Genomic DNA, 19,883 nt, shown 5'->3' on the forward strand with positions numbered 1-19,883 from the left:
AGTGTGTCTAAAATATCGATAATCATCCAGAGATCAGGCCAAGAAGCATGGTGGAAACTACCCGAAGTCTATTCAAGGACTGCTCTGAGCAAAAAGCGGGCAAAACCTGCTCAGTATCGTCTCATTGGCGAGAATGAGACTTGGTTATTTGCATTAAGGCGTCTTGATCAGAGGTTCCCTGGATCAGGAGGCCTGAATGGGCTGCCCAGAACCGCATCATGGCTCTGTTCGATGATGAACTGAACCAGATCACGCCATGACAACCCCGCCCGGCTCTCAGATGGGTGAGGGGCCGTGTGAGATACCGCCATACCTTTCCTCAATGATCCTCAATGACTTGAGAGGATGATCAAGCGCATGGCGTCGCTTTCAGAGGCAACAGCTTGAGCAGGCACTGCCATGGCGAGCCAGCAGCTCAGTGATCATTTCTTTGTTGCCGACCACTTCACTGGATTCAATTGGCCAATGATTCAGGCCTGGCAGGTGCGCTCCTCTTGTCTGATAGATGTCTGCCTCTTGGATGGGCTGCGGTTGCCAATGCACTGGGGCCTGGACACGGGACTGACTGATCCAGCCCCCCCAAAGCCCAGCCGCACCAGGGCCACAGGCACACCTGACTCCACTGGCCGAGGGGTGGGGAGCAGGGTTTCCTTTGTATTCCTTCAGTTCGTTGACGGATCAGGCTGCCGTGCCGAACCTGACTGGAGGGCCAGCATTGGTCCCGATTTTTCATTCAACTTTTTATGCATTCCATATTGGCGATCACTGACGCCGCGACGGCCTCAGCAGCCACGGTCGACCTGACGGTCCTGGGCTCTGAGGCGATGCCGTTGATTCTCAATCTGCTGTGGGCATTGGCGATCCTGCTGCTGGGCTGGCTGCTGGCCGGCGTGCTCTCCAAGATCTGCCGCTCGCTGCTGCGGCGGATGTCGCTCGATGATTGGCTTTCTCGAACCCTTTCGGGCGGCAGCGAATCCACCAAGCCGCTGCGGCTGAGTCGCTGGATTTCCACCGGGGTGTTCTGGGTCGTGATCGTGCTGGCCGTGCTGGCGGCGCTTGACACCCTGGATCTGCGCTCGGTGTCGCAGCCGTTCAGCGAACTGGTGAATCAGATCTTCGCTTACCTGCCGAAGTTGCTCTCGGCCGTCATTCTGGCCACCGTGGCCTTTGTGCTGGCCACGGTGGCACGGTCGATCGTCAGTGCCTCGACCGCAAAGCTCGCGCTTGACGAGAAGCTGTTCGACAGCAAGGGCGACGACGCACCAGCCGGAATGCTGATCAGCGAGGCCGTCGCCAATTTGGTCTTCTGGTTGATCATTCTCTTCTTTGTGCCGCTGGTGCTTGGAGCCCTCAACCTGGCTGCCCAGATCACCCCGGTGGTTGGCCTGTTTGAGGATCTGATCGGAGCCTTGCCGCGGCTGGTCAAAGCCCTTGTGATTGCGGCGATCGGCTGGCTGATCGCCAACACTCTGCGCGGTGTCGTCTCCAACCTGGTGGCTGCCAGTGGCCTCGACAAGGCCGGTGCAGATTTCGGCCTCAAGCCGGAGAAGGGTGGTCAGCGGCTCTCCTGGATTGTCGGGACCCTGGTGTATGTGCTGGTGCTGATCCCCACGGCCACCGCCACCCTCGATGCCCTGGCCATTCCGGCACTGTCCGGTCCGGCCACCGCCATGCTTGCCCAGGTTCTGCTGAGCCTCCCGCAGATCTTCACGGCCCTGCTGATCGTGGTGGTGGGTGTTGTGGTGGGCCGGTTCGTCTCCGGCCTGGTGGAACGGGTGTTGGCTGGGGTGGGCTTCAATCGCCTGTTCCAGTGGATCGGCCTTCCCCAATACGGCAAGGCCGCCATGGCCGAGGACGGGGACGGCATGCGCTCACCGTCGGAGCTGGTGGGAGTGGTGGCTTTCCTGGCCATCCTGCTCTTCTCCTGCATCGCAGCGTCCAACGTGCTGGCCCTGCCGGCCCTCACTGATGTGCTCAAAGTGATGCTGCTGGTGTTCAGCCAGATCCTGGCGGGACTGGTGGTGTTTGCGATCGGGCTCTACCTGGCCAACCTGGCCAGCCAGGTGGTTGCCGCTTCGGCTGGTCCGCTTGCCCCCTTGCTCTCCACCGTCACCCGTCTGGCGATCATCGCCTTCGCGGGTGCCATGGCCCTTCAGCAGATCGGCGTGGCGCCGATGATCGTCTCGATCGCCTTCGGCCTGCTGTTCGGCTCCATCGCCGTTGCGGTGGCCGTGGCCTTCGGCCTGGGCGGCAAGGAGGTGGCCTCCGAGCAGTTGCGGGAGTGGGTGAGCTCGATCAAATCCCTGAAATGATCGAGTTGGTGATCGGGTCGTGATCCTGGGGATCAACGCCTCTCCCCCTTGTTCTTCGCCCTGTGGTCGGGGAGCAAGGGGGACCCCCCATGATCTATTTGGATTGCATCGCCAAGGGATCTATCTTTTCTGAATGCAATTCAGGCAGCGAAATGCTCTTGAGGCCGCCTGAAGCCCTTCAAGCCCTTGGGCCGTGAGTCTTCTTCGGGGTGGCCTTTCACCAGACGTCTTCAATCACATTCATGGCTTTGAGGTAGGCCGGAGTGTCTTCGCTGGCGCCGCCATCGTCCTGGCTGCTGTCATCGGGGATGGCCCGCCTGGCGTTGTCGGCAATCACGGCATTGGCCAGCAGCTCGAGAGCTTCTGGGCGATCCAGATTCTGCAGGGCTTCGGAGTAACGGCGGCTGTGGGAGGGGCGGACCGATTCCTGGCAGTAATTGGAGAGCTCACGGCTCTCGGTCATCACCCGGAAGGCGACGGCCTTGGTGTCGTTCTTGCCGAAGATTGCCATGTAGAGCAGGTTTACCATCGAGGCGTCATGCACCTGGATGCTGTAGTTGATCAGAATCTGAGGCCAGTAGCGCAGGGCTTTGAGGCCTTCGAGGCCTCCTTTCTTGACGCCGGCCTCCTCACACCACTGCTCGAATTCATCGACATCATTGGGGCAGCGTCCCAGCCTGCTCATCCCCTCGGCCAGGATCTGACCGGCCTGGAAGTTGCGGGTGGGTTTGCCGCATACAGGCATCATCATGCTGCCGCGCACATCGGCCACCATGGCCGTGAGCTGGGTGAAGGTGTGGTCGCGGACTTTCTCCATGTCTCCGCCGCGGTTCAAGGTGGCTTCGATCCGCTGCACCCCATAGCCCAGCTCGGTGAGAGGAAAGGGCTGACGGCCATAGAGCCGTTGGCGGTCCTTGCGGCGCATCGACACCGAGGAGGCCTGGTCCAGACACTGGTCCAGCAGCAGGGTCAGCAGCGTGGGCAGGATGCCGGTATTTTTGGCGTGGTAGGCATAGCCGAATCCCGCAAAGATTGAAGAGATATTCTTGGCGGCTTTGATGTACTGCGCTTCCACATTGTGAACTCCAGGAGACACCTGGATGTTCGGCGAGAGTCGATCGAGCAGGCGGGCTCCGAGCAGGGCCGTGATCGCATTGGGGTGGCAGAAGTTGGCCGTGAAGCTGTCCACAGGATCCCGCAGGGCGCCGTGGCGATGGAACCCGGAGAAGAACGCCAGGTTGGGCTGTCGCTCGCAGAGCACATAGGAATCGTTGCGCAGAGGGTCGTGGCTGAAGGACCCCGCCAGGCAGGCCAGCACCACCTGCTCCCGGTCCAGCTCCCGCCGCAGCTCGCAGGCTTCCAGCAGATCCTGCTCGATGTGGTTGCTGTTGGCGGTCAGCACCACCAGATCGCAGAGCTCGATCAGGTCGCGCAGGGTGTACACCTGCAGGCGGCCATCCCTCTCGTGCCGCACCATCCGCTCCATCGTCGCCACGTGGGTCGGGTCCATGCCCGAGAGGTCCTGCGGCGAAAAGGCCCCGAACAGGGAGCGACCCGGCCGTGGGGCCAGCAGCAGGCGGTCACGGCCGCCGTGCATGGCGCTGTTGTAGGCCAGGGAGGCCGGGTAGAGGCCGATGCTGTAGTAGCCCACCACGCCCTGCTCGAGGTCCAGGATCCTGCTTTTGACGGTGGCCTGATCGAGGGAGTCGGCGAAGAAGCTGTTTTGCATCGGCTCGGTCTTGGCGTTGGCTTCGGTTCACGCCCTCATCCTGCGCCCTCCCGAGGGGCTCGCGCTGCAAAAAACCATCCGGCTGATCTTCACCAGCCAGATCCCCTGAATCAGGGCCGGATGCAAATGAATGGAATGGAGCCAAGCGGATTCGAACCGCTGACCCCCTGCATGCCATGCAGGTGCTCTACCAGCTGAGCTATGGCCCCATGTGTTGGCCAGGCAAACCGAACGCTGGACGATCGGCTGGGCCCTGGGGCCCTTGCTTTGACGCTTGAAGAGCTTACAACCCAGCGGTTCAGCGGCTCACACCTGGCGCCAGACCGCCACCATGCGGCCTTGGACGGTGACCTGTTCCGGCTCCAGCTCAATCGCGGCGTAGGTGGGGTTGGCGGCCTCCAGGCGCACCTTGCCGCCCTGGCAGCTGAAGTGCTTCAAGGTGGTGCCGCTGCCGGCCACATGGGCGGCCACGATCGTGCCGGGCCGAAGCCTGGATGGATCGCTCACGGGCTCCATCAGCACGATGTCGCCATCGTCGATGTGGGCCTCCACCATGCTGTCGCCGTTCACGGTGAGCGCGAACAGACCGCGGGTGTCCAGCAGCGGCGCCAGATCGAGGCGCTCGCGCACGTCGTCGAAGGATTCGATCAGGCCGCCGGCCGCCACGGAGCCCAGCACGGGAATCCCACCGGCCGCTTCGGCCCCCAGCAGCTGCAGGGTGCGGGCCTGACCCTCCTGCCAGGTGATCCAGCCCTTCTGCTGCAGGTGCCGCAGCCGGCTCTGGATCGGTGCCGGTGAGCGCAGACCCATCGCCTCCATCATCTGGCGGATCGAGGGGCTGTGGCGGTGCTGCTGGATGTACTGCGCCAGCCAGTCGTAGAGCTGCTGCTGGGCGCTGGTGAGATCGTGGCCGCTGGGGGCGGCTGGCCTGGAGGAGACGGTCACCGGCAGTACGCATGAACCATGACCCCAGTGTTCCTGCAGTCGTGCCGGTTGTCTACCCCCGGGGCGCGGCCGGGCGCTTCAGAGGCAGGGCGTGGCGGGATCGGCCAGCAGGGCCGCCAGCAGGGCCTGCTGCACATGCAGGCGGTTCTCGGCCTGATCGAACACGCGGCTGGCGCTGCCTTCGATCACGCCGGCGCTGATTTCCTCGCCGCGGTGGGCCGGCAGGCAGTGCAGAACAATGGCGCGGGGATCGGCCTCGGCCAGCAGCGCCTCATCGACGCAGAAGCCGGCGAAGGCCTGCAGCCGCCGCTGCTGCTCCTGCTCCTGGCCCATTGAGGCCCAGACATCGGTGTAGAGCACCTCGGCGCCACGCACCGCCGCCAGCGGTTGATGCAGCACCGAGACCGTGGCGGCGCGGCCCGCCAGCGCCTGGGCCTGGGTGAGCACGGCGGGATCGGGCGCAAAGCCCTCGGGGCAGGCCACACGCACGTTCATGCCCAGCAGGGCGCCGCAGAGCATCAGCGAGTGGGCCATGTTGTTGCCATCGCCCACGTAGGCCAGGGTGAGGCCCTTGAGGGAGCCGAAGCTCTCGCGGATGGTGAGCACATCGGCGAGGGCCTGGCAGGGGTGCTCCAGATCGGTGAGGGCATTGATCACCGGAATCGAGGCCCAGTGGGCGTACTCCACCAGCTCCTGCTGCTCAAAGGTGCGGATCGCCAGAGCATCCACGTAGCGGCTGAGCACCCGGGCGGTGTCGGCCACCGGTTCGCCGCGGCCCACCTGGGTGACGGAGGGGTTGAGATCGAGCACCTGGCCCCCGAGGCGGCCCATGGCCACAGCAAAGCTGACGCGGGTGCGCGTGGAGGCCTTGGTGAAGATCAGCCCCAGCGCCTTGCCGCTCAGATCCAGGCGCTGGGCGCCGCTCTTGAAGTCTGCCGCCAGCTCCAGCAGCGCCAGGGTCTGCTCAGCGCCGAGATCGGCTGAAGACAGCAGATCCCGGCCGCGCAGGTCAGCGAGACCGGGATAACGCTGGTTGAAGTGCGGGCCCATGACCCCATTTCAAAGAACTCTTATCGGGGACAACGTGCCCCCGCGTCAAGGGGCGGCTCAGACGGGAGCCAGCACGGCTTCGCTGGGAAGGGTGCTGGAGGCCAGCAGATCCTTGAGGTCATCGCCTTCGATCACCTCCTTGTCGAGGATCTTGCTGGCGATCTCCTCGAGCAGGGCGCGGTTGCCGTGCAGGATCGCCAGGGCGCGGTTGTGGGCCCGGTCCACCAGGGCCCGCACCTCCTTGTCGATGGCCTGGGCGGTGGCATCGCTGACCGAGCGGCGGGGATTGGAGCCACCGCCGAGGAAGCGGCTGCCGCCCTGCTTGTCGTAGGCCAGGGGGCCGAGGGTGTCGCTCATGCCGTAGGTGCCCACCATCTGCTCGGCGATGTCGGTGGCGCGCTGGAGGTCGTTGGCGGCACCGGTGGTGACTTCACCGAAGACGATCTCCTCAGCCGAGCGGCCCCCCAGCAGGGTGGCGATCTGACCTTCGAGGTCTTCCTTGGAGTTGAGGAAGCGCTCCTCGGTGGGCAGCTGCAGGGTGTAGCCCAGAGCCGCCATGCCGCGGGGCACGATCGAGATCTTGGCCACCTTGCTGCCGCCTGGCATCAGGTGCCCCACGATCGCGTGACCCACTTCGTGGTACGCCACCACCTTCTTCTCATCGGGCTGAAGCACCCGGCTCTTCTTCTCGAGGCCTGCCACCACCCGCTCGATCGCTTCGTTGAGATCCCGCTGCTCCACTGTGGTGCGGTAGGCGCGGGCGGCCAGCAGGGCCCCCTCATTCACCAGGTTGGCCAGGTCGGCGCCGGCGAATCCGCTGGTGGCCTGGGCGATCTTGTCGAGGTCCACGCCCTCGGCCAGCTTCACCTTGTTGGCGTAGATGTCGAGGATCTTCTTGCGACCGGAGAGATCCGGACGATCCACCAGCACCTGGCGATCGAAACGGCCGGGACGCAGCAGGGCGGCGTCGAGGGTTTCGGGTTGGTTGGTGGCCGCCAGCACGATCACCGGTTTGTCCTGGCCGGTGAAGCCGTCCATCTCAGTGAGCAGCTGGTTGAGGGTCTGCTCGCGCTCGTCGTTGCCGCCCACCACACCCATCGAGCCGGAGCGGCTCTTGCCGATGGCATCGAGTTCGTCGATGAAGATGATGCAGGGTGCTTTTTTCTTGGCTTCCTCGAACAGGTCGCGCACCCGGGCCGCACCGGCGCCCACGAACAGCTCCACGAACTCGGAGCCGGAGATGATGAAGAAGGGCACGCTGGCCTCACCGGCCACGGCCTTCGAGAGCAGGGTCTTGCCGGTGCCGGGAGGGCCCACCAGCAGCACGCCCTTAGGGATGCGGGCGCCGATGGCGGCGTAGCGCTCGGGGGTCTTGAGGAAATCGACGATTTCGTTGAGCTCGGTCTTGGCCTCGTCCACACCGGCCACATCGGCGAAGGTGACGCGCGATTCCTCATCGGGCACGTAGACCTTGGCCTTCGATTTGGTGAAGCTCAGGGCCCCCTGGGCGCCACCACCCATCTGACGGCGGGCGAAGAACTGCAGCACCAGGATGAAGATCAAGGGCGGCACCACCCAGCTCAGGAGCGTGGTGAAGAAGTTGGGACGCTTCGGCGGTGCGGCGGCGAATTCCACCCCCTTCTGCTCCAGGCGCTGGGGCAGCTCCATGTCGAAGATCGGCGTGGTGGCGAGCACCGAGGGGGCACCCTCCTCGGCGTCGGTGATCTCGTAGCGGATCTGGTCCTGGGTGATGTAGGCCCGCTTCACGTGGCCATCATTGACCTGATCGATGAAGAGGGAGTAAGGCACCCGGGGCACCTGGGCGCCCTGATTGGGCAGGAAGTTGCTCAGTAGCAGCAGCACCCCGAAGCCGATCAGCACCAGGTTGATGATTCCGAATCGCCGGTTCGGGCGGTTGTCGTCCTGGCGTAGAGCCATGGTGGCGGGCGCGGCAATGACGCCAAATTAGGCGGAGCGCCTCTGGTGGCGACCCGCGGCGCGGGGGTGAGAACCGAACGTCACCTCAGCCCTAGCCTTGATTTCTCCTCACTCCTGGTCGCCATGTGTGGTCGGTTCTGCCTCACCACCGACCTGGATCAGCTCCTGCCGAGACTGGGCGGCCGCCTGCCGGCGGAGCTGGAGCGCCATTACGCCCCCCGTCCCCTGATCCAGCCCGGGCAGCCGGTGCTGGCCCTCTGCCAGGAGCACGGGCTGATCGCCAGTGCCCTGATGCTCTGGGGCCTGCTGCCGGAGTGGGCCAAGGATCCTCTCAATGCGCCGAGGCCCTTCAATGCCCGCAGCGAAACCGTGGCTGAGAAGGCCTCCTTCCGCGGTGCCTGGCGCCACCGCCGCTGTCTGCTGCCTGCCGATGGCTTCCTGGAGAAGGGCTGGCTGATCCGCCGGCTCGACCGGCAACCCTTCTGGCTGGCGGGGATCTGGGACCGCTGGATCGGTCCCGACGGCAGCGAACTGGAGAGCTGCTGTGTGCTCACCACCAGCCCCAACACCCTGGTGAAACCCCTGCACCAGCGCATGCCGGTGCTGCTCCCCGATGGCCTCGAGCAGGCCTGGCTGGCCCCGGCCGATGGGGCCGGCCTGCGGGCCCTGGAGCCGCTGCTCTCGGGCTGGGATCCCAGCGGCTGGGAGGCGGTGCCGCCGCCCGGGCGTCCCAGCGATCAGCTGCAGCTGTTCTCCTGAAGGCTCTGCCTGTGCGCCGCGAGCGCCGTGAGCGCCAGGGCCGGACCCCCGCTTTCGTCACAATGCAGCGGTCGCTGAGGCCTGTGTTGTTTCCTCGTCACGCCAGGCTCTCGGACGGAGCCCGCCTGCGCCGCCGACACCGCTTCTATACGCACCTGCTGCTGGTGACCCTGTTCGTGCTGGTGTGCCTGGCCCTGCCCAGCAACCTGCACAGCCTGGCCGGAGTGGGTTACAGCCTGGCGACTCTGCTGATGATGGCGGAGCTGGAGGGCACGATCCGCCACGGTGGCAAGGTCAATCCCCGCGATCTGCCCTACCGCCTGCTCGGTGTCCTCTGCCTGCTGGCCCAGTGGTTCTGGTATCTCACGCCGCTGTCGCAGCGGCAGAGCGGTTGGCCGCTGCTGGTGCTCACCACCCTGTTCGTGAGCTGGAGCGTGGTACGCCTGGTGGCCTTCCTGGCGGAGGAGCGCTCGGTGAACGGCCGCGTGCTGATGGGCGCGATCTCGGGCTATCTGCTGCTGGGTCTCACGGCTGGCCTGCTGTTCACGGGCCTGGAAACGATCCAGCCGGGCAGTTTCTCGAGCCTGCACGATCCGGAGATGCCGCTCTTCCCCAGTGGTCCGATCGCCGATGCCACTCCCCTGGGGCGGGTGCTGGATTTCTCGCGGATGAACTACTTCGCCTTCGTCTGCCTCACCACAGTGGGCTTCGGTGATGTGCTGCCGATGACGCCCCCGGCCCAGATCAGCACCGTGGCTTTCAGCGTGATCGGGCCCATCTATATGGCGGTGGTGATGGGGATGCTGATCGGGCGCTACGCCAGCGGCAACAACGGGCGGGCTGCTGAACGCGAGGATCCCCCGGATGGCGGTCGGCTGGGTTAGTACGGAGGTCAGCTGATTTCTCTGCCGTGGGCCTGCACCATCTGGATGCGTTTCTGCTCCATGCCCGCAGCTCGGCGTCGTTGCAGGAGCGTCTGCAGCAACCCCTTGATCTGGAGGCCTTCCTGCAACTGGCCAGCCAGGAGGGCTTCCCCGTTGAGGAGAGTGATGTGCTCGCCGCCCAGCAACGGGAGGAGGGTCAGCTGAGCGATGAGGAGCTGCAGCAGCGGGCCGGCGCCGAAGCCCGACGGTTGCGCAGCTTCATCCCCGGCTGAGTGGCGGGGGCTAAGTTCATTGAATGCGGCTCAGGCCTTCAGCGCAGGCGTTCCTGCTGCTGGTGGAAGGGACCATGGCTGGGCTGAGGTTGTTCAGCCAACCAGGCCAGCAGGGCGCTGAGCCCCAGCAGCAGGGCCACGGGCAGCAGCCAGCGCCGCCGTGCCCCCGGGAGCCGCTGCCGGCGGCCACCGCCCAGCAGAGCCAGACGGCGAAAGCCACCGGCGCTGGCGGTGGCACCCGCACCCAGGGGCAGGCTGCAGCGGCCGCAGACCATCCGACCGGCCAGGCTGCGGTCGCGGCGAACTTCCCAGCTTCCGCAGCGGGGGCATGACATCAGGGCCTCATCTCCGGGACAGTCCCGCTGGTTCCCGGTAGACCGCCAGGGCGGCGAGCACCCCGCCGGCAAAGCCGCTGACGTGGCCGATCCAGCTCACCCCCGCCGGGGTGAAGAAGGGCAGCAGGCCCGGCAGGAAGCCGCCATAGCTCACCAGGCTGAACAGCGAGAGCAGCAGGGGCAGGGGCCGCCGCTCCAGGAAGCCGATCACGATCAGATAGCCCACGAGACCGAAGACCACCCCCGAGAGGCCATGGCTGCCGTTGCTGGCGAACAGCCACACCGGAATCGCCATCACGTACACCCCTACCCACACAGCCAGGTAGTCGCGCCAGCTCTTGAGCAGCACCAGCCAGGAGAGCGGCAGGAACCAGAGGCTGTTGCCCAGCAGGTGGCCCAGGTCGCCGTGGCTGAAGGGGGCGGTGAGCACCCCGAGAAATGGACCCCCCGGCAGCATGGCCAGGTTCCAGGTTCCGCCGAAGACGATCTGATCGATCAGCTCCTGACCCCAGGCCACGGAGAGGAGCAGCAGGGGAATCACAGCGGTGCCGCCGAGCCGGGCCAGGACAAGGCTCAGGCCATGGCGCTGCCGAACGGGTGAGGGGTTGGCCATGCTGACCATTGTTATGGCCGGGGCCAGCGAATGGGGTTCAGCGATCCGATCAGCCCGCCGCTGAGCGAGCGTTTGCCGGAGCGGGTGTGTGACTACCCAAGGCCACCGGCCTTGGTGCCCTGCCAGGCCTGGATTCAGGTGCGGGCCCTCGGGGAGCTGCTGGTGGACAGCCGCCGCTCGCTTCAGGTTCTGGAAACCTTTCATCCCCCCACCCCCTATCTGCCGCCGGAGGATGTGCGCCTGCAGTGGCTGGTGCCCGCCGCCGGCCGCAGCTTCTGTGAATGGAAGGGCCTGGCCCGCTACTACGACGTGGTGGTGGGGGATCGCCGGCTGGAGCGGGCGGTGTGGTCGTACCCGCAGCCCACAGCGGCCTTTGCCGCCATCGCCGGCTGGTTCGCCCTCTACCCGGGCCTGATGGATGGCTGCTGGCTGGACGGGGAAACGGTGATTCCCCAGCCCGGCGGCTTCTACGGCGGCTGGATCACCTCCCGGGTGCAGGGACCCTTCAAAGGGGATCCGGCCCATCCGGAGCTGATCTAGTCCGCCCATCATCCAGGGATGCCCAGCTGTTTCAGGGGCCTAGCCGGCGGGAATGGGCGCCAGGGTTTGCTTCTGGCGGTCCCAGAGCACGTACTTGAAGCAGCGGGGGATGTCGGCGATGGTCAGGCGAGTGGCGCCGCTGAGCAGGGCGGCATTGCGCTCCTGACAGGCCCGCAGGTGGTAGTTGGGGATGCGCTCGCAGAGGTGGTGGATGTTGTGGCAGCCGATGTCGGCGGTGAACCAGTTGAAGATCCCGGGCAGCACCAGCAGGCTGGTGCCGGCGATCGCGCCCTCCAGCGGATCCCAGCCTTCGCTGCGGTGGGCGTAGGAGCCCTCGAAGTTGTGCTGCACGAAGAAGATGCAGATGAACAGGGCGGCCGAGGCGGCCATCACCACGGAGTAGAGGCTCCAGAACAGGCCGGCGCCGATCCAGCGGGAGAGCAGCACCCAGCTGGCGACCACGCAGATGTTGTTGAGCAGCAGGTCGATGAATTCAGCCCCGCTGTACCAATGCTTTGACTGGAAGGAGCCCACCAGCTGGGGAAGGGAGGTTCTCCAGTGGGCCCGCAGAGTGCTGGCGGCATGACCCAGGAACTGAATCGTTCCCAGCAGCAGCGCCAGCCTGGGCTTGATCACCAGATAGAAGAACCCGCCCGGGAAGAGCATCAGCGGATGGCGCAGCAGGCGGTAGAGCCACTGGGAGCGCGGACCCAGCTGCTCGTACTGCTCCACGCTGATCAGAGCTGACGGGCCCCGGTAGAGATCCCAGTTGCCGTTGTGCTTGTGGTGATAGGCATGGCCCTGCGACCACGGGTACTGGGGAATGGCGTTGATCACGCCCAGCAGAAAACCCGCTGCCCGATTCAGCCGCCTGGAGCTGAACAGGGAGTAGTGGCCGCAGTCGTGCATCAGCGAGAAGCAGCGGCCCGAGAGCAGCACCAGCACCACCAGCAGCGGTGGAGTGAACCAGAGCGACTGCCGGGCCAGCGCCACCGTGACGGCCCACAACAGCAGGTAAGCCCCCACCGTGCTCAGGATCTGCCAGCTGGCCAGGCGATCGTCGCTGGCCATGAAGGGCTTCAGGACGAAATCGCCGTAGCGCAGCCCACCGGCGGGCGCATCGGGCCGGGGCTCGGGGGGGGGACTCTCGAGCAGAGCGGAGGCGTGCAGAAACCCTGTCCCAATTGCAGTTGACTTTAGGCAGGGGCCAGAGGTCTCCACTGCCGCGTCCTTAAGTCATTCCGCTCATTGGCGACCGATTTCGTCACGACTCAGGAAATCCTCTGGGCCGCCGGCCCGGTTCGGGTGCATGGTTGGCAGCAGCACCGCCCGTGATCAGGCCCCATGAATGACCCCAACGGCCCGGCCTGGCAGCGGCTGAGCCAAACCGCCCTGCTGCGTTTTCTGCTGCTGCTGGCCTCGGGCTGGGCGGTGGTGCTGCTGATCGACTACTTCCGAGGGGTGCTCACCGTCTTCATTGCGGCGGCGGTGCTGGCGGTGCTGCTGGAGTTTCCGGTGCGGCGGCTGGTGCGCCTGGGCTGTGGCCGCGGGCTGGCGATCCTGATCACCGTGTTGGCGAGCCTCGGGGTGGGCAGCCTGTTCGTGACGGTGCTCGGTTTTCAGCTGATCAACCAGGGCAGCAGCCTGCTCAATGACCTGGTGCTGGGGTTGCAGCGCCCGGATCTGCCCTTCCACAGTGCCCTCAAAACGATCGAGATCTCGAAACTTCTCGATCTCGCGCGCGCCAGCCTCGGCACGGGTCTCGGCGTCATCGGCGGTGCCTTCACCAACGTCTTCGGCGCTGTGTTTCTGCTGGTGATCGTGGTTTACATGCTGATCGACAACGGAGCCACTTGGAGCCAGGTGCTGCGCCTGCTGCCCGCCGACGTGCGCGGCCGTTTCGATCGCAGCGTCCAGAAGAACGTGCTGGGCTTCCTGCGCGGTCAGATCACGCTGATGATCTTCCTCAGCCTCAGCAGCTTCCTGGTCTTTGCGCTGCTGGGGGTGAAGTTCTCGCTGGTGCTGGCGATCGTGGTGGGGGTGCTGGATGCCATCCCCGGCATCGGTGCCACCCTCGGTGTGATCGTGGCCTCCGGCCTGGTGTTTCTGACCCAGGGCCAGTGGCTGGCCGCGCAGGTGGTGATCGCCTCGGTGCTGCTGCAGCAGATCCAGGACAATGTGATCCACCCGCGGGTGATGGGCCGGGCCCTGGAGATCCGGCCGGTGGTGCTGTTCTTCGCCCTGTTCGTGGGCGAACGGCTGGCGGGCCTGCTGGGGGTGTTCCTGGCGATTCCGATCACCGGCATGATCCTGGGCTGGGGCAACGAAGAGGGCGAGCCCCCAGCCGCGCCCTAGGGCCAGGACTGCCAGCATCTGGGCTTACCCGCCTTCTCCCCGTCCGTGCCCAGCTTTGATCGCCGCGCCACCCTGCTGGAGCACAGTGCCGGCCCCTGGGAGGGCACCTTCATCCGCCTCGATGGCCAGGGCCTGGAGAGCGAGCGCTTCGGCACTCAGCTGCAGGTGCAGGACACCGGCGGCCAGATCGAAGCGGCTCTCACCTATCTGAACACCGGCAAGGTGGCCACGATGCGCTTTGCCGAGCCGCCGGAGCTGATGGCGATCAGTCCCGAGGGCCACTGGAGCCTTGGCCCCGACAGGACCGGTCCCTGGCCTGCCGTGATGGAGCTCTGCCTGGTGGATGGCGACCGCCGCCGCCGCCTGGTGGTGCGCCACAGCGCCGAGCGGCTCGAGAGCGTGGTGCTGGTGGTGGAATCGCGCCCTGGGGTGGTGGACCCGCCCCCGGCAGCTCCCCTGCGGGCCAGGTTGCTGGTGGATGATGATGGCTCAGGCCGCGGCTGCTGGCAGCTCACGGACCAGCTCAGCCTCAGCACCGCCCTGGAGCGCCGTACCGGCGAGCCCCTGGCGGTGAAACTCTGCTGGCAGCCGCTGGCGGGGCGGCAGCTGGTGCTGGAGCGGGCCTATGGCGCCCATGGCCTGCCCCAGGCGCAGCCGTCCCTGGTGTGAGGCAGGCTCAGCCCACCTTCACGCCCTTCCAGAAGGCCACCCGGCCCTTGATCTCACTGGCGGCCTGCTTGGGTTCGGGGTAGTACCAGGCGGCGTTGGCGTTCACCTGATCCCCCACCACCACGTCGAAGTAATGGGCTTCGCCCTTCCAGCCACACACACTGCGGTGCGACGACGGCCGCAGGTGAGTGCTGATCAGCGCCTCAGCCGGGAAGTAGGCGTTGCCCTCCAGCTTGACGATGTCGTCACTGGTGGCGATCACGGCGTCGTTCCAGCGGGCTTCCATGGTGGTGGGGCGGAGGGCCTTTCATCCTGAAGCCCAGCGGATCCCGGTGTGGGGTTCAGCCGGCCGGTGGCGTCCGAGCACTGGCTTCAGCCCCGCAGGGCTTCGGCCCCCGCGATCAGCCGCTCACGGGTGGCGGCATAGATGGATTCGGATTCTTCGGGGCTGCGGCCGATGCAGGTCATGCCCAGCTTGCCGAATTCCGAGAGGCAGCCCAGCAGATGGAACACGCTGCCGTGCAGCGCCGCTGGATCGAAGTGCAGGCCGGCGGCGGCCACGATGTCGATCAGGTCCACCGGCAGCAGGCCCCGCAGCCTCGGGTCGCAGAGGTTGTCGGTGGCGGCGTAGTACAGCGGCTGGCCTGTGGGCGAGCGGAACAGACCACTGCTGGCATCGATCTGGCCGTTGGTGGCATAGCGCAGGGCCATGTAGGGATGGGTGGTGCCGCCCTTGCGCAGGTTCACCTCGATCGCCTGCAGATCCCAGTGGTCGCCGAAGCGGCGCGCCACGAAATCCACGGCGTAGCGCTCCAGGGCACCCTCGGCCGCCAGGGCCTGGCCCACCGCCAGCCCGTGGCGCATCAGCTCGGCCCGGTAGGCCTCATCAGCGGGGAAGTGGCAGCCCAGGTAGGTCTGGGCGCTGACGCCCCCCAGCACCTGCTCATGGGTGGAGAGCACCTCCACCGCCCCGCCGGGATGGATCATGCCCTGCACACTCGGCGAGGCCAGCGCCTCGCCCCCCAGCAGCCAGGCCTCCACCAGGGCCCCCTGCACCTGCAGCAGCTGGCGCCATTGAGGTGGTGGCATCGCCAGGGTCTCCAGCGCCTGCCGCAGCCGTTCCCGGCGCTGGCGGCCGCTCAGATCCGCCAACTGCAGGGGAGCCAGCTCCAGGGGGGCATTGCCTTCACCACTGAAGCCCTGGTCCAGCTTGACCACCACCCGGCTCAGCTCCGGGTGCGCTTCCCAGAGCTCGGCGCTGGCCTCAGCGAGGGTGTCGAGGTCGTAGACGAGGGGGCTGCCGGGGGGATGGGGCACGGCGCAGCGGCGGAAGAGCTCGCGGCTGCCGGCCTTGCCGCCCCAGTGACTCAGGGCCGGATCGGTGCCCAGCAGCGGCACCTGCAACCGCTCCGACAGCTGCTTTTCCTGCTCCGTCACGTTGAAGCAGGTCATGAAGCTGCGCCCCGGCCGCAGGCGCTCGCGGATGCGTTCCAGCAGCGCCGGCCGCTCCAGCAGCTTCTCGGTCAGCGGCCGGGCGGAAGCGTCATCGGTGTCGAACAGGTGCAGGCGCCGGCGGGCGTGGGAGGCGGGCACCCCGGGGAGCAGTTCCAGCACCGCATCCACCACCAGTTCAGGCAGCAACTTGCTGGTGAGGTACACCGCCCGCACGCCTGGATCACGCAGCCGGATCAGCGAGAACAGCTGGCGTTCCTCGTAGTGGTGGGCGCCGGTGACCAGTGCGATCTGGTGGTGGTCGAGGCTGAGCGATGGCACCACCAGCAGGTCCCAGCCCTCGCCTGTGCCCTCGCGACCACGGATCTGGTTGCTGTCGGGGTGGAACTCTCCCCATTCCGGCCGCAGCAGGGCCTGGAGTTCGGCGAAGCTGAGGGGCATGGCGGGATCAGCTCTGGATCAGGGTGCGGGTCGGGAAGGGCATCGCGGCCTGATGCTTCGCCACCACCTCGCCGATGCGCAGCAGCAGCTCCTGCTGCAGGTCCCAGGCGGCCGTGATCTCACCGCTGGACACATAACAGAGCAGCCGCAGGTTCAGGCTCGATTCGCCGAAGCCGACGAAATGCACCGCGGGGGCTTTCTCATGATCAATGCTCGGGTGCTCTTGAAGCTGGTCCCGCAGCTCGTCGACGATCGGTTCGATGGCGGCACGGTCGTTGTAGCGGAGGCCGAAGTCGATCCAGACCCGCCGGCTGTCGATCCGGGCGATGTTGATAATCGGCTTGATGGTGAAGATCGAATTGGGAATGAAGATCGGCTGGCGCTCGACGTCACAGAGCTCGGTGTAGAACCAGCTGATACTCTGCACGGTGCCGTTGAGATCTTCTGAGGGAATCCGAATGAAATCACCCACCACGAAAGGACGATTGATGTAGAGGCTGATGCCGCTCAGGCCGTTCTCCACGATCGTGCGGGCACCGAAGCCGAGGGCCGCGGCACCGAAGCCGCCGGCGGTGGCGATCAGGGCGGTGGGGGTGCCCAGCAGCCGCAGCAATTCCATGCCGATGATCACCACCACCAGCACCGTGAACAGCTTGTCGCTGAGATCGAAGAGGAACAGCCGCTCCCGTTGCGGCAGCTTCGGGAACAGCTCCTGCGAGTAGGAGTCGGCCTTGCGCCAGATCTCACCCTTCAGGCGCAGCAGGGTCCAGATCAGGCCGATGAAGATCAGCTCATCGCGGACCTCCGCGCCTCCCCTCGGCAGAGGCAGCACATCGGGACCCAGCAGGGTCAGCAGCCACCAGGCGCCGCTGCTCACCAGGATCGTGACCAGGAGGCTGAGGCGGCTGCGCAGCACCAGGGCGCGCCCCAGCGACCCGGGGGGCAGCTGCCGGCCGAGGAGCTGGAGCACCAGCCAGACCGTTACCGCCAACAGAACCCCTATCAGGGGGATGGACAGGCGCAGGGCGGGAAGATTGAGCATGCGTGAATTTAAGGAGAGCCTGCTCAGACCCCTGCGCCTCCTCAGCCGCCGGGCGAGCTCAGCTCCCAGATCAGATCGTCACCGGAGCGGCTCAGGGCCTGCTCCAGCCAGGCGGGTGCCATCGCCATTGAACTCAGCTGCAGGTCGCCCACGGGTGTGCGGGCCGCGACGCCCCCCAGCAGCTTCGGGGCCATCACCGCCGAGAGGTGCTGCACGCAGCCCTGGCGCAGGGCCGCCGCCGCCAGGGCCGGACCGCACTCCCAAAGCACCTGATTGCAACCGCGCAGTGCCAGGGCCTCCATCAGATCCAGCGGCTCGCAGCGCTTCAGCTCGAGCCGCTCCACCCCCAGCCCATCCAGCCGTTGCCGCTCGCGCTGCGGCGCCTCCGGTCCATGGGCCACCAGGGTGGGTGCTGCAGCCCGGTCCCAGAGCCGGGCCTGCTGGGGCAGGTCCAGAGTGCGGCTGATCACCACCCGCAGGGGCTCGATCGCCCGCCGGCCCCGGCTGGTGAGCAGCGGGTCATCGGCGCGCAGGGTGCCGCCCCCCACGATCACCGCATCGCAGCGGGCCCGCAGCCGATGCACCCAGTCCCTCGATTCAGGAGCGCTGATCCACTGGCTGGCTCCGTTGGGCAGGGCCGTGCGCCCATCCACGCTCATCGCCCATTTGAGAAGGCCCAGGGGCCGGCCCGTGCGCAGCCGGTGGCAGAAGGCGGCGTTGAGGCGTTCGGCCTGCCTTTGGCGCACCCCCAGCAGCACCTCAGCTCCGGCCTGGCGCAGGGCCTTGAGGCCCGAACCCGCCACCCGCGGATCGGGGTCCTGCATCGCCACGATCACCCGATGGACCCCGGCGGCGATCACGGCTTCGCTGCAGGGGGGCGTGCGGCCGTGATGGCTGCAGGGCTCCAGGGTCACCACCAGGGTGCCCCCCCTGGCCCGCACTCCCGCCTGGGCCAGGGCCCCCACCTCCGCATGGGGGCGGCCGGCGGCGGCATGGAAGCCCTCCCCCACCAACCGGCCGCTGACGTCGAGCACCAGCGCACCCACCAGGGGGTTGGGGCTGGTGCGCCCCATCCCCAGGGCCGCCAGGTCCAGGGCCCTGTCCATCCAGACGTTCCAGCCCTCCATTTCCTGCAGCCATGGCCTACCAACCGTAGGGATCAGCAGTGGCGCCGATCGATGGGAGCCTCCTGGCTGGCGCCCGGCGGAACGAGATCAGAACTTGAAGGTGGTCTTCACCAGGGCTCCGAAGTTGTTCAAGCCCCCCGACTCGGCCTGTTGTCCCACAAGGTTGCTGATGTAGAACACTGCCGGGGTCACGCTGATATTGTCAGTGACCTGGAATTTGTACCAGAGCTCCGAAATGAAGTTGGAGTCGCTCGGTGTACTGCCGAGCTGATCTTTGTAGCCATTGTTGCCACCAAAGCTGGTGATGAACGGGGCCTGGCCGACGGCCACGCCGAGTTCGTTGCCCTTGATGAACGCGTCCTTCCAGTTCAGGCCGGTGAACCAGGACTGGCTGATCAGACCGTTGGCGTTGATGATACCTTCGCCGGGGCTACTGAAGTCGTTGGAGGTGTAGCTGTTGATGCCCCATCCGGCGCTGATCGAGGGGATCCAGCCAGTGGTGGCAGGCTGCCAGTAGCCATTGATGGAGAAAGCATTGGTCGTGAGGGAGAGATTTCCACGAGCTCCACCCACAAAATTGATTGGAGTCCTGGCCAATGGCGTGCCCATGTTGGGGCCCTGGTTCTGGCTGTAGGTGTAGGCGCCTGAGATCGCCCAGCGGTTGCCTGTATAGGCCAACTGCACCGTGCCCGTGGACAGGCTGCATTCAGTGCCGATACCGCCACAGGTGGCGGGGGGGCCAGGACTATCCGTATTGGGGCGGCCGTTATTACCATTTTCGCTGATGTATTGGCCACTGATCGAAAAGCCGTTCTTCTTCCAATAGAGACCGGCGCCGGCGCCCAGGTTGACGCTGTAGGTCCCGTTGGTGCCGTTGTGAACGAAGAAGGCCAGGATCGGGTCTGAGGAGTACACCGTCGGCCACAGGGCCAGCATGTCGTCCTGGCGGACCCGCGCCCCCACTGTGGCCACGAATTCTGAGCCGATCGGGAACTGATAGAAGAGGCGGTTGATGGCCACATTGTCTGCGATGGCGGGCTGCTGCCAGGCGTCGTAGAGAAGGTTGAGAACGGTCGTTCCCGCCCCGAAGCCGGACTGCTGGAAGTTGCCGGCCCTCAGTTCCGTGCGCAGCAGATCCTTGCCGCTGAAGCTGGTGTCGAGCGCGAGGCGCAGGTCATAGTTGAAGGTGACGGCGCCTTGAGCGGTCTGGTTGGATCTGACCAGGGGAGTATCGGAGCCCCCGAAGGCATTGCCCCCCACCACGAAGGTGGCGACTCCCCTGAGCTTGGTGGTGGTGGAGAACTGGTTCGCTTCCAGCTCACCAACTTTGGCTTCGAGGTTGTCGACGCGACCACGCAGGATCGCCAGTTCCTTCTCGAACTCCTTGAGCAGGCGGCGCAGCTCGTCGGTCACTTCGGTG

At 66.1% G+C, this 19,883-nt stretch carries 19 protein-coding genes and 1 tRNA gene; 7 read left to right on the forward strand and 13 right to left on the reverse strand.

All coding sequences use genetic code 11. The features are described 5' to 3' along the window. The first annotated feature begins 755 nt into the window (after positions 1-755). The gene (locus tag KQ304_RS00400; RefSeq protein WP_259735155.1) at positions 756-2,312 is read left to right on the forward strand and encodes a mechanosensitive ion channel; all 1,557 of its coding nucleotides are present in this window, start codon (positions 756-758) and stop codon (positions 2,310-2,312) included. A gap of 217 nt (positions 2,313-2,529) precedes the next feature. Here the strand turns inward: KQ304_RS00400 and KQ304_RS00405 are convergent, their stop codons facing one another. From KQ304_RS00405 to ftsH, 5 genes are all read right to left on the reverse strand, one after another. Beyond that, positions 2,530-4,041, reverse strand: a complete 1,512-nt coding sequence (locus KQ304_RS00405; protein ID WP_259735156.1) for a hypothetical protein — start codon at positions 4,039-4,041, stop codon at positions 2,530-2,532. Positions 4,042-4,177: 136 nt separating this feature from the next. Next, a tRNA-Ala gene (locus KQ304_RS00410) sits at positions 4,178-4,250 on the reverse strand. Positions 4,251-4,347: 97 nt separating this feature from the next. Beyond that, entirely contained in the window at positions 4,348-4,986 is a 639-nt protein-coding gene (gene lexA, locus KQ304_RS00415) for a transcriptional repressor LexA (protein ID WP_259735157.1), read from the reverse strand. Positions 4,987-5,064: 78 nt separating this feature from the next. Beyond that, positions 5,065-6,036 carry an ornithine carbamoyltransferase gene (argF, locus tag KQ304_RS00420; protein ID WP_259735158.1) on the reverse strand — a complete coding sequence of 324 codons (972 nt, stop codon included), beginning with the start codon at positions 6,034-6,036 and terminating at the stop codon, positions 5,065-5,067. 57 nt (positions 6,037-6,093) lie between these two features. Then, complete coding sequence (ftsH, locus tag KQ304_RS00425) at positions 6,094-7,974, reverse strand: ATP-dependent zinc metalloprotease FtsH (protein ID WP_259735159.1); 1,881 nt, start codon at positions 7,972-7,974, stop codon at positions 6,094-6,096. Positions 7,975-8,097: 123 nt separating this feature from the next. Here ftsH and KQ304_RS00430 point away from each other — a divergent pair, with 123 nt between their 5' ends. From KQ304_RS00430 to KQ304_RS00440, 3 genes are all read left to right on the forward strand, one after another. Further along, the gene (locus KQ304_RS00430) at positions 8,098-8,733 is read left to right on the forward strand and encodes an SOS response-associated peptidase (protein WP_259735160.1); all 636 of its coding nucleotides are present in this window, start codon (positions 8,098-8,100) and stop codon (positions 8,731-8,733) included. An 86-nt stretch (positions 8,734-8,819) separates the two neighbouring features. Beyond that, entirely contained in the window at positions 8,820-9,617 is a 798-nt protein-coding gene (locus tag KQ304_RS00435; RefSeq protein ID WP_259735161.1) for a potassium channel family protein, read from the forward strand. Positions 9,618-9,643: 26 nt separating this feature from the next. Further along, on the forward strand, positions 9,644-9,889 hold the full coding sequence (locus tag KQ304_RS00440; RefSeq protein ID WP_259735162.1) for a Nif11-like leader peptide family RiPP precursor: 246 nt from the start codon (positions 9,644-9,646) through the stop codon (positions 9,887-9,889). A gap of 38 nt (positions 9,890-9,927) precedes the next feature. Here the strand turns inward: KQ304_RS00440 and KQ304_RS00445 are convergent, their stop codons facing one another. After that, on the reverse strand, positions 9,928-10,224 hold the full coding sequence (locus tag KQ304_RS00445) for a hypothetical protein (protein ID WP_259735163.1): 297 nt from the start codon (positions 10,222-10,224) through the stop codon (positions 9,928-9,930). Positions 10,225-10,231: 7 nt separating this feature from the next. Then, complete coding sequence (locus KQ304_RS00450) at positions 10,232-10,837, reverse strand: rhomboid family intramembrane serine protease (protein WP_259735164.1); 606 nt, start codon at positions 10,835-10,837, stop codon at positions 10,232-10,234. 30 nt (positions 10,838-10,867) lie between these two features. Here KQ304_RS00450 and KQ304_RS00455 point away from each other — a divergent pair, with 30 nt between their 5' ends. Beyond that, complete coding sequence (locus KQ304_RS00455; RefSeq protein ID WP_259735165.1) at positions 10,868-11,377, forward strand: DUF427 domain-containing protein; 510 nt, start codon at positions 10,868-10,870, stop codon at positions 11,375-11,377. 39 nt (positions 11,378-11,416) lie between these two features. Here the strand turns inward: KQ304_RS00455 and KQ304_RS00460 are convergent, their stop codons facing one another. Further along, positions 11,417-12,448 (reverse strand): fatty acid desaturase, encoded by a 1,032-nt coding sequence (locus KQ304_RS00460; protein WP_259735166.1) that lies wholly within the window; start codon positions 12,446-12,448, stop codon positions 11,417-11,419. 273 nt (positions 12,449-12,721) lie between these two features. On the opposite strand from KQ304_RS00460, the gene KQ304_RS00465 reads away from it, so the two are divergent. Both KQ304_RS00465 and KQ304_RS00470 read left to right on the forward strand, forming a co-directional pair. Next, positions 12,722-13,732 (forward strand): AI-2E family transporter, encoded by a 1,011-nt coding sequence (locus tag KQ304_RS00465; protein WP_259735167.1) that lies wholly within the window; start codon positions 12,722-12,724, stop codon positions 13,730-13,732. 45 nt (positions 13,733-13,777) lie between these two features. After that, entirely contained in the window at positions 13,778-14,401 is a 624-nt protein-coding gene (locus tag KQ304_RS00470; protein ID WP_259735168.1) for a DUF3598 family protein, read from the forward strand. A gap of 7 nt (positions 14,402-14,408) precedes the next feature. On the opposite strand, the gene KQ304_RS00475 is transcribed toward KQ304_RS00470, so the two are convergent. From KQ304_RS00475 to KQ304_RS00495, 5 genes are all read right to left on the reverse strand, one after another. Beyond that, positions 14,409-14,687 carry a DUF427 domain-containing protein gene (locus tag KQ304_RS00475; RefSeq protein ID WP_259735169.1) on the reverse strand — a complete coding sequence of 93 codons (279 nt, stop codon included), beginning with the start codon at positions 14,685-14,687 and terminating at the stop codon, positions 14,409-14,411. 86 nt (positions 14,688-14,773) lie between these two features. After that, complete coding sequence (locus tag KQ304_RS00480; protein ID WP_259735170.1) at positions 14,774-16,294, reverse strand: peptide ligase PGM1-related protein; 1,521 nt, start codon at positions 16,292-16,294, stop codon at positions 14,774-14,776. A gap of 7 nt (positions 16,295-16,301) precedes the next feature. Beyond that, the gene (locus tag KQ304_RS00485; RefSeq protein WP_259735171.1) at positions 16,302-17,336 is read right to left on the reverse strand and encodes a mechanosensitive ion channel family protein; all 1,035 of its coding nucleotides are present in this window, start codon (positions 17,334-17,336) and stop codon (positions 16,302-16,304) included. A gap of 41 nt (positions 17,337-17,377) precedes the next feature. After that, positions 17,378-18,442 (reverse strand): bifunctional diaminohydroxyphosphoribosylaminopyrimidine deaminase/5-amino-6-(5-phosphoribosylamino)uracil reductase RibD, encoded by a 1,065-nt coding sequence (gene ribD / locus KQ304_RS00490; protein WP_259735172.1) that lies wholly within the window; start codon positions 18,440-18,442, stop codon positions 17,378-17,380. Between the two features lie 108 nt (positions 18,443-18,550). Then, a partial coding sequence (locus tag KQ304_RS00495; protein WP_259735173.1) for an iron uptake porin occupies positions 18,551-19,883 on the reverse strand: 1,333 nt, incomplete at its 5' end.

The organism is Synechococcus sp. CS-1329 (assembly GCF_025128055.1).
Classification (GTDB): Bacteria; Cyanobacteriota; Cyanobacteriia; order PCC-6307; family Cyanobiaceae; genus Regnicoccus_A.